The organism is Bacteroides sp. RTP21281st1_H5_RTP21281_210402 (assembly GCF_040918965.1).
Lineage (GTDB): Bacteria > Bacteroidota > Bacteroidia > Bacteroidales > Bacteroidaceae > Bacteroides > Bacteroides congonensis.
Map to the genome: position 1 here is coordinate 1 of NZ_JBCOWR010000042.1, position 8097 is coordinate 8097.

At 45.1% G+C, this 8097-nt stretch carries 10 protein-coding genes; 9 read left to right on the top strand and 1 reads right to left on the bottom strand.

Features of this window, described 5'->3' with window-relative positions:
* The 5 genes from AB5443_RS25080 to AB5443_RS25100 form a co-directional block, all read left to right on the top strand.
* On the top strand, positions 1-1170 hold a 1170-nt coding region (locus AB5443_RS25080), incomplete at its 5' end, for a hypothetical protein (protein ID WP_368119649.1).
* A 2-nt stretch (positions 1171-1172) separates the two neighbouring features.
* Positions 1173-1598, top strand: coding sequence for a hypothetical protein (locus tag AB5443_RS25085; RefSeq protein ID WP_288084204.1), 426 nt, complete (start codon positions 1173-1175; stop codon positions 1596-1598).
* A 32-nt stretch (positions 1599-1630) separates the two neighbouring features.
* A complete protein-coding gene (locus AB5443_RS25090; protein ID WP_288148527.1) occupies positions 1631-4180 on the top strand; it encodes a DUF935 family protein in 2550 nt (849 codons plus the stop codon).
* Positions 4181-4263: 83 nt separating this feature from the next.
* Positions 4264-4842, top strand: coding sequence for a hypothetical protein (locus AB5443_RS25095; protein WP_288084200.1), 579 nt, complete (start codon positions 4264-4266; stop codon positions 4840-4842).
* 11 nt (positions 4843-4853) lie between these two features.
* The gene (locus AB5443_RS25100; RefSeq protein WP_288148526.1) at positions 4854-5453 is read left to right on the top strand and encodes a hypothetical protein; all 600 of its coding nucleotides are present in this window, start codon (positions 4854-4856) and stop codon (positions 5451-5453) included.
* Between the two features lie 8 nt (positions 5454-5461).
* On the opposite strand, the gene AB5443_RS25105 is transcribed toward AB5443_RS25100, so the two are convergent.
* Positions 5462-5719, bottom strand: a complete 258-nt coding sequence (locus tag AB5443_RS25105; protein ID WP_007765947.1) for a hypothetical protein — start codon at positions 5717-5719, stop codon at positions 5462-5464.
* A 231-nt stretch (positions 5720-5950) separates the two neighbouring features.
* On the opposite strand from AB5443_RS25105, the gene AB5443_RS25110 reads away from it, so the two are divergent.
* From AB5443_RS25110 to AB5443_RS25125, 4 genes are all read left to right on the top strand, one after another.
* Positions 5951-6193 (top strand): hypothetical protein, encoded by a 243-nt coding sequence (locus AB5443_RS25110; RefSeq protein ID WP_004303271.1) that lies wholly within the window; start codon positions 5951-5953, stop codon positions 6191-6193.
* Between the two features lie 68 nt (positions 6194-6261).
* Positions 6262-6387, top strand: coding sequence for a hypothetical protein (locus AB5443_RS25115; protein WP_004303272.1), 126 nt, complete (start codon positions 6262-6264; stop codon positions 6385-6387).
* A complete protein-coding gene (locus AB5443_RS25120) occupies positions 6384-7538 on the top strand; it encodes an ABC transporter ATP-binding protein (protein WP_288148525.1) in 1155 nt (384 codons plus the stop codon). Before AB5443_RS25115 ends, AB5443_RS25120 begins: the two co-directional genes overlap by 4 nt.
* Positions 7513-8001, top strand: a complete 489-nt coding sequence (locus AB5443_RS25125) for a formyltransferase family protein (RefSeq protein WP_149932121.1) — start codon at positions 7513-7515, stop codon at positions 7999-8001. The genes AB5443_RS25120 and AB5443_RS25125 overlap by 26 nt, the downstream gene beginning before the upstream one ends.
* Positions 8002-8097: the final 96 nt, after the last annotated feature.

Below are 8097 nucleotides of genomic sequence, written 5' to 3' on the forward strand. Positions count from 1 at the left end.
GACCTGCTGGAAGATTTACGTGCGGAATTCGAGGCAAACGAACTTTTGAAACACGACTTTGGCGAGCAGTATAATCCGGGATATTGGGAAAAGGGAAACTTCGTAACGATGAACGGCTTTATTTGCAAGGCGTTCGGTGCGAAGCAGAAGGTTCGCGGGCTTCGTAAAGGCGCACACCGTCCTGACCTGTGGATAATTGACGACTTGGAGACACCGCAGACCATCAAAAACAACCGGATGCAGGATGATTATGCGGACTGGATCGAAGCGGACGTGCTGGCAACCATGACGGGAAAGCGCAGACGTCTGATAGGTGCTAACAACCGTTTTGCATCCCGGATGGTACAGACGATTCTCAAACAGCGGCATCCCGACTGGGACTGGCATCTGGTGAAGGCTTATGATCCGGTAACGTATGAACCGGCGTGGAAATCGATGTATTCCCCCCAGTTCTATCGTCAACAGGAAAAGGACATGGGTATTCTCGCGGCACATGCGGAATATAACCACGTACCGCTTGTCAAGGGTAAAATATTCAAGCCCGAAATGGTGAAGTGGGGAAAGCTCCCTGACCTTCACACGATGAATGCGATCGTGGCACATTGGGACATTGCGTATGCCGGGACAGATACGAGTGACTTTAACGCATGTAAGATTTGGGGACGGCATAAAAATGATTTTTGGCTGATAGACGGATTCGTAAAGCAGTCAAAGATGAAACTCTGCGTACAATGGATGTGCATGAAGCAGGCTGAATTCAGGGCAAAGGGCATTATTTGCTTCTGGCAGTACGAGTCCCAATTTTGGAACGACGAAGTCAAGCGTATCATAGGGGAAGCCGAGACGGAGACAGGTGTAGAGTTGAACCTTGTTCCGGTACAGACGCCTAAAACAACGAACAAGATACTTCGTATGATAAGCATGCATCCATATTATCAGAATTCCCGGATGCATGTCAACGAGGAACTGAAAGCAAGCCCGGACATTACTGTCGGCTTGAAACAGTTGTATGCTGTTGAACCGGGCATGACAGAACATGATGACAGCCCGGACGCTGACGAACAGGCTGTGAGGAAACTTGAAATATATACTGATCCTCCACAGTCAGAGGACGAGCCCGCGACACGCCCGTGGAAGGCGGGAAGATATAAACGTAAATACACTTGGTAACTATGAAGTATATCAACATGGATGACCTGACGACCGTCATACAAAATCGGTTGCTGGTTGAAAGTATCGAAAAAGACGAGGAAGTTTTGAACGGGATTGAAGATCTTGTCATCAGTGAAGTGTCCGCCTATATAAGCGGTCGTTATGACGTGAAAAAGATATTCGGTATTCCTCCAATACGAACGGGGTTGTTAATCCGGATAATATCCAGCATTACCGCTTTCCGTGCGGTAAGTCGGAACGCAGCCCGGAAAACGGGAAATAACCCGTTATCAGACATGAACGACTGGGCTGACCTTATACTTGCCAAGTTACGTGACGGAATCATGTCACTGCCACCTGAAATTCCTTTGGTAACAGATGAAGAAGGCAATGTTGAATCTCCCATTCTGTTTGGTCATACACGGAACAACGGATGGTTTCTTTAAATAGTTTTTAAACCGCTTTTAAAAGGTATGTTATGTACAAGAAGTTAAGAGAAATATTCAACTGGTTTCAGCAGAAAGCAATTCGTCGGATGAGTCTGAAGAATGTACTTAATGAGTATTATTTTCGGATGGATAGCAGTGGAACACAATCTTCGTCAAGTGCTGCTTATAAAAGGCAGGCTGTCGTCTACCGGGAAAAGACCATTGATGATTGGATTATGGCGGTAACTTCGGCAACCGATCCGGATGATCCCAGGCGTGGCTTGCTGTACAGGTTCTACCAGTCATTGTACAATGACGAACATTTACAAACGACGATTGACAATCGTGTATTACCTGTACAACAGGCGGAATTCAACTTGGTGGACGACAACGACAATGAGGACAAGGAAGCGAAGAAACTGCTGGATCGTCCGTGGTTTCACCAGCTTATCAGAATTTGTTTTCTACATCAGTTACAGGGAGTATCGCTTGCCGACATTTCCCATCTTGATGAAAACTTGGAAATCAGCCATGTAGAAGAAGTTCCCATGTCCAACTATATCCCGCAACAGATGATAATCGTCAAGGAAGAGTCAGACAAAACCGGATGGTCATATAAGGACGGTGCACTTGAGCCCTATTATGTCCAGTTCGGAAACGCATGGGCTTTGGGGATGCTCAATGAACTGTCAATTATCATCCTTGCAAAGAAACTGGGTTTGGGATCATGGATGAATTACATTGAAAAATATGGCATTCCCCCTGTTTTCGTTACTTCAGACCGACAGGATAAAAAACGGTTGGACGAATTATTCGAGATGATGTTGGATTTCAGGAATAATTTCTTTGCAGTCCTGTCCGGAAATGAAAAGGTCGAGTATGGGAAAGAAGCCGGAGGAAATACAACCAATGCCTTTTTACCGTTAGAGGAACGATGTGACAACCAAATCAGCAAGCGTTTGCTTGGTCAGACGGGTACAACTGAAAACGGGGCGTGGGAAGGTACGGCAGAAGTCCATGAACGTGTTGAAAAATCACGGCACGAATATGACAAGATGATTTTCCAGTTCTATTTTAACTATATTATCATCCCTAAGCTGGTAAAGATAAGCCCGGTATATAAACCACTTGAAAGGCTGAAACTGAAGTGGGACGACACGGAAAGTTTGTCTATCACGGAATACATCGAAGCGATCAACAAGCTGGCTTATACCTTTGAATTTGACCACGAAGAAGTCGCAAAGAAAACGGGACTTCCGATCATTGGTCAAAAGAAAAATCCCGGTGGTGAACAGCAGGGAGGAACATTGCCGAATCAGCCAAAAACAGACCCTCAAAAAAAAAAGACCGAACCGGACGATGAAGCGGTAACGTCACCCTCCATGGAAGCCGGAGAGTATGATTTCAGCGGCATCATCGGCAGGGTGATGAAACAAGTTTATGAACGAAAGGTCAAAACGGGAGATATTGATGAGGAATTATTCAGAAAGACATACGGGGAACTGAATAAGAAGGCGGCTGAAGGATGGGGAAAAGACGACTATAATGATCCGGAACTGGCGGAAGATACCCAGCGGATACGTGACAACTTGTTCAAGTTCTCCGGAGCGAAGACGTATCAGGAAATTAAGGAGATGAACGATGCCCTTTATGATGATAAGGGGAAGAAACTTTCTTATGAGGACTTCCGGGAAAAGGTTATGGCAATTCATAAAGACTATAATGAAAATTACCTTCGCACGGAATTTGAAACGGCAGAAACAAGCAGCAGACGCGCCAGTGAATGGCAGGAATTCAAGGAGAATGCGGATATAATGCCTAACCTGAAGTATGTGACTGCAGGGGACGAACGGGTAAGAGAATCACATAGGATACTGGATGGTGTCGTAAAACCTATTAACGACCCGTTTTGGCTGCGGAACTACCCGCCAAACGGATATCGGTGCAGGTGTTATGCCGAACAAACGGACGAACCGGAAACGCCTGCTACGCCTATTGTGACGATACCGGATGCCTTTGCGAACAACGTAGGGCAATCCGGTGAGATATTCACGGTCGCACATCCTTATTTCTCAATGCCCGACGGGCATTTGGCAAAAATCAGGAAGGAGACGGAACGGAGCAAGTTATACGCTCCTTACCATCGTGATCCGGAATCGAAAGTGATGATCAGCGATTTTGCTGATCCGAAAGACTTGGCAAAGAATGTGGAAAGCGCACGGGTAATTTCAAAGGAACTGAAAATGAAAGTGAAAATCCGCCCGCACATCAATGAGGACGGGGTGAAGAACCCGGAATATCTGATTGACGAAAAGCTGGCAGACCTGAAAAACATTCAGGGACTGGGCGGTATAAAACATGGACTTGACAGTTCGAAAAAACAACAATGCGAATATACTGTATTCAATTTGAGCGCTTTTGACACTGTCGAACCGGAAATGCTGAAAAACAAACTGAACGGCATATACAAACTGTATGGCGAAAAGTATTCCGGGCAGCAGATGGTGTTCATTTATAAGAGGAAAGCTGTGAAAGTGTCATGGCAGGATGTGGCGGACGGAAAGACAATTGACCTTCTTAAAGAACTTCAGGAGCAGTAGCCGAAACTACCACTCCTGAAGGGAGCTCTTGACCTGTTACAGCCGCGAACATTGCAAATATACAATTTTATTTTGAAATGCAAATGGAAAGGACTGAATTACCCGATTTTTTCAAAGAATTATCCACGCTGGTAGAAGATGCGCACCGTTACGCGAAAGTTGCGGGTGTGAACTTCTTCAAGCAGAACTTTCGCAGACAGGGATTTCTTGATACATCACTGACACCGTGGGCTAAAAGGTCACTCACAATCGGTTCGGATCGTGGCGTATTGATACAAAGCGGGAAACTTCGCGACAGTATTCATGCAGTCAGTCGAGGGATAGACCGCATTACTTTTCAGACTGAACCGCTGGCATACGCCAAGATTCACAATGAAGGTGGGTATATTGTCGTAACGGAGCGGATGAAGCGTTATTTTTGGTATTTGTACATGAAGTCAACCGGAACAATGCAAAAGAAAAAGAATGGCGAATTACGGAAAAATAAAGCCAATGCACGGTTGTCTACAATGGCTTCCTTCTACAAAGGTATGGCACTAAAAAAAGCGGGCAGCAGGATAAGGATTCCGAAACGTCAGTACATGGGTGAATCTGCCGCATTCATGAAACAGCTGGACGCATGGATAGCGTCGGAGATTGACAAACGATTCTCAAATATTTAATCAATATAATTATGATTTGGACAGACTGTTACAAAGAACTGGTTGAAATTATCCGAAACAAAGACGGATTCCTGGCATCTATTCCGGATGAGTATTCCGAGCTAAGGGAAAGGATGGAAAACACACCGGAGATTGAACACATTGACATGTGGCATGAACAGGTCAGTTTTCTCGATGAAGAACATCCCTTTCTGTCCCCGGCTGTATTCATTGAATTTAATACGCTGGGGATTGAGGACGAAGGGTTACTCGTTCAGCGGCTTCACACGCAGATTGATTTCCGGCTGTTTTACGAAACCTTTTCCGATACCTGTGAAGGTGCGGAAATGCAGGAAGAGGCGTTGTCCTTCCTTGACCTGTTGACTTTACTGGGGATGATGTTGCACGGGAAATCGGGGAAGAACTTCGGCACGCTCCGACGCACCCATGTCGGGCGGGAAGAGTCGGGAGGTGCGGGAAACATGTACCGGATCAGCTTTGAATGTGAAATCATGGATTACACCACAATGGAACTTGCAAGCCATGCCGACATGAAAGACCGTGAAATGAAAATTAGCAATGGGGACTTACCGGAGAAAACGGAAGACGAAGAACCGCTGTATCATCTATGATGCAACGGTTAAAAACCAAGACTAAGTTGATTTGTATCGTTCTTTTTTGAATCGGGCTTTTTGCCCTCTTTTAATTGTTCGTAATATGATAAATTCTCCGATATATAAAAAATCCGTTTGTAGATGTAGTTCTGATCAAGGAAGAACAGGTCATGACTCATACGCAAAAGAACATCCTCCAAGCGGATGCGCTTTTTATCATAGAGATGATAGAACGTTTCTACCATCTTCCGGTCACGTATTTTGGTCATTTCAGGATTCCGCATAAGAAAGCATTATTATAAGCGCAAATATACGGATTTCCAGTGATTTGTCAAAATTGAATATAAGCCTGCGGGGGAAAAGGCTATAAAAAGCCCCCAGCCTGTTAGTAAAGACGCCAATCACATACTAACAAAATGCGAGCAGACGCACAGCCGGGGGCAAAGACCCTTGCTGCGTCTACTCGCATTTTTGCTTTATGTGATTGGCATTGCAAAGATAATCAAATTTGTATTATGAAAGTCATAGAGATATTAAACTTTAATAGGGAACTCCTGAAAAAATTACAGGATGCCGGAATACGGCTTGAAGATTGTCGCTATATCGATCTGTATGCGGATTATATGAAACTGTTAGGACATGGTGAGAAAGTGTCTTATATAGTCGCGGCATTATCTGACAAGTACCTTGTCAGTGAGAGAAAGGTATATAGTCTTATCAAGCGTTTCCAAAGTGACTGCAAAACGTTTGCAGTGTAAACAACTTCATGTATCGTGCCGGATTGACAGCCCCGGAGTACTTTTGTCCCGAACTCAAATTATTAGTTATGGGAAAATATACGTATAAACCGCAATATGGCGTTATCGTCATTTGCACAGATGAAAAAGAACAGCAGGCTATTTATGAACGCCTGAAAGCTGAAGGTTTAACTTTAAAGGTAGTAAGTGTATGAGAGTAGAAGTACGACACCATTGCAGCGATTTTGACAGCTATCGCGCTGCAAGGGTAAAAAGCCTTTTCAATGCGGAAAATGGCTGTGATTGGGAAAAGGTGGCTGAATTGCCCATCGAGGGCAAGGAATGGCAAATAGGTTTGATTGTCGGACCTTCAGGAAGTGGAAAAACCAGTATCGGAAGCAAAATCTTTAACGAGCCGATTTATGACCTTTATTCCGGTTGGGACAGCAATAAACCTATTATTGACTGCATCGCTCCGGACGGGGATTTTAATATGGTCACCGGAATGCTTTCGGCTGTAGGTTTGGGGGATGTTCCGGCATGGCTACGCCCCTTCAATGTGCTTTCGAACGGTGAGAAATTTCGCGCTGGTTTAGCCCGTTTGGCTTGCGAACGTCCGGAGCATGCCGTCGTTGATGAATTTACGTCCGTGATTGACCGTCAGATCGCGAAAGTGGGTGCGGCAGCATTCTCTAAAACTTGGAGACGTGGCAAAGGTAAGATTGTCCTTCTATCCTGTCATTATGATATTATTGAATGGTTGCAGCCGGATTGGGTGTACGATACTGCGGAGGCACGCTTTTACGAGCGTGACTGTCTTCGGCAACGTCCAAAACTCGAGCTTCAAATTTATAAGGTCAGGGGAACTGTATTCCCAAGACTGTTTAAACAGCATTATTATTTAGACTTGCCGTTGCCCGTTGCTGCGGAATATTTCGTGGGGTTCATTGGGAACGAGCCCGTATGCCATTTGGCTGTAGCCCCCCTTTTCACAGCTGGAGCGTATCGCTCGACGCGTTTGGTAGTCATGCCGGAATGGCAAGGCATCGGAGTTGGCACTAAATTTTTAGCTGCAGTATGCGAATATCACCTGAATGGGAATGGACGTTGCGGGAAAAAGCTACCTGTATTTTTCCATACTTCACATCCCCAGTTATGCGGAGCTTTACGACACTCAAAGAAATGGGTGCAAACAGGAGCCAGCCTTTATGGTTCGAATAAGGCGAGAAGCGCAAGTTCGATGGCAAAGTCCATGCAGAGAAAGGGAAAGTCTGATAAATGTTCTACCGGATACGGAGGTCATTTCAGGGCAGTACAGGCATTTAAATATATTGGGGAATATGATCATCAAGATATTAGGAAATAAGGACTCACAGGCTTACAAAATAGCGGAAGCCTGTGTGCGCGAGAAAGGTCACCGTGTTTGGAACGAAAGCACCGGAGCGTATGATTTAGCCATTGCCCCGCTTCTGACGGAAAAGGTATCGGTGGAAGTGCTGAAAGAACCGCTTTACGGGACATTGATATTTCACCCGTCACCACTGCCGTATGGACGTGGCGCGTCTTCAATCAAATGGGCTTACAAACGGCAAGAGCCAATCACTGCCGCCACATGGTTTTGGGCGGATAACGGACTTGATACGGGTGATATATGCGAACAGGAAATAGTTAAAATAGACTATTCAGCCCGCCCGCGTGATTTTTACGAGCGTGATATTCTACCCGCTATGGAAAGGACGCTGGTACGTTGCTTGGACAATATTCAAATGGGATATATACGAAAAATACCGCAGGTGGAAAGCTATTCAAGCTATGACAAGCGGTTATAAATATTCTTAGAAAAAAATGAAGAGGTTGTGTCAAAACGTTGGCGCAACCTCTTTTATATTTTACAGTTCTGCTATATTTTCTTTTGGCTATGCTGC

Coding starts and splice junctions, on each gene's coding strand:
- AB5443_RS25085 (WP_288084204.1), top strand. CDS start 1,173: ATGAAGTATATCAACATGGATGACCTGACGACCGTCATACAAAATCGG.
- AB5443_RS25090 (WP_288148527.1), top strand. CDS start 1,631: ATGTACAAGAAGTTAAGAGAAATATTCAACTGGTTTCAGCAGAAAGCA.
- AB5443_RS25095 (WP_288084200.1), top strand. CDS start 4,264: ATGGAAAGGACTGAATTACCCGATTTTTTCAAAGAATTATCCACGCTG.
- AB5443_RS25100 (WP_288148526.1), top strand. CDS start 4,854: ATGATTTGGACAGACTGTTACAAAGAACTGGTTGAAATTATCCGAAAC.
- AB5443_RS25105 (WP_007765947.1), bottom strand. CDS start 5,719: ATGCGGAATCCTGAAATGACCAAAATACGTGACCGGAAGATGGTAGAA.
- AB5443_RS25110 (WP_004303271.1), top strand. CDS start 5,951: ATGAAAGTCATAGAGATATTAAACTTTAATAGGGAACTCCTGAAAAAA.
- AB5443_RS25115 (WP_004303272.1), top strand. CDS start 6,262: ATGGGAAAATATACGTATAAACCGCAATATGGCGTTATCGTCATTTGC.
- AB5443_RS25120 (WP_288148525.1), top strand. CDS start 6,384: ATGAGAGTAGAAGTACGACACCATTGCAGCGATTTTGACAGCTATCGC.
- AB5443_RS25125 (WP_149932121.1), top strand. CDS start 7,513: ATGATCATCAAGATATTAGGAAATAAGGACTCACAGGCTTACAAAATA.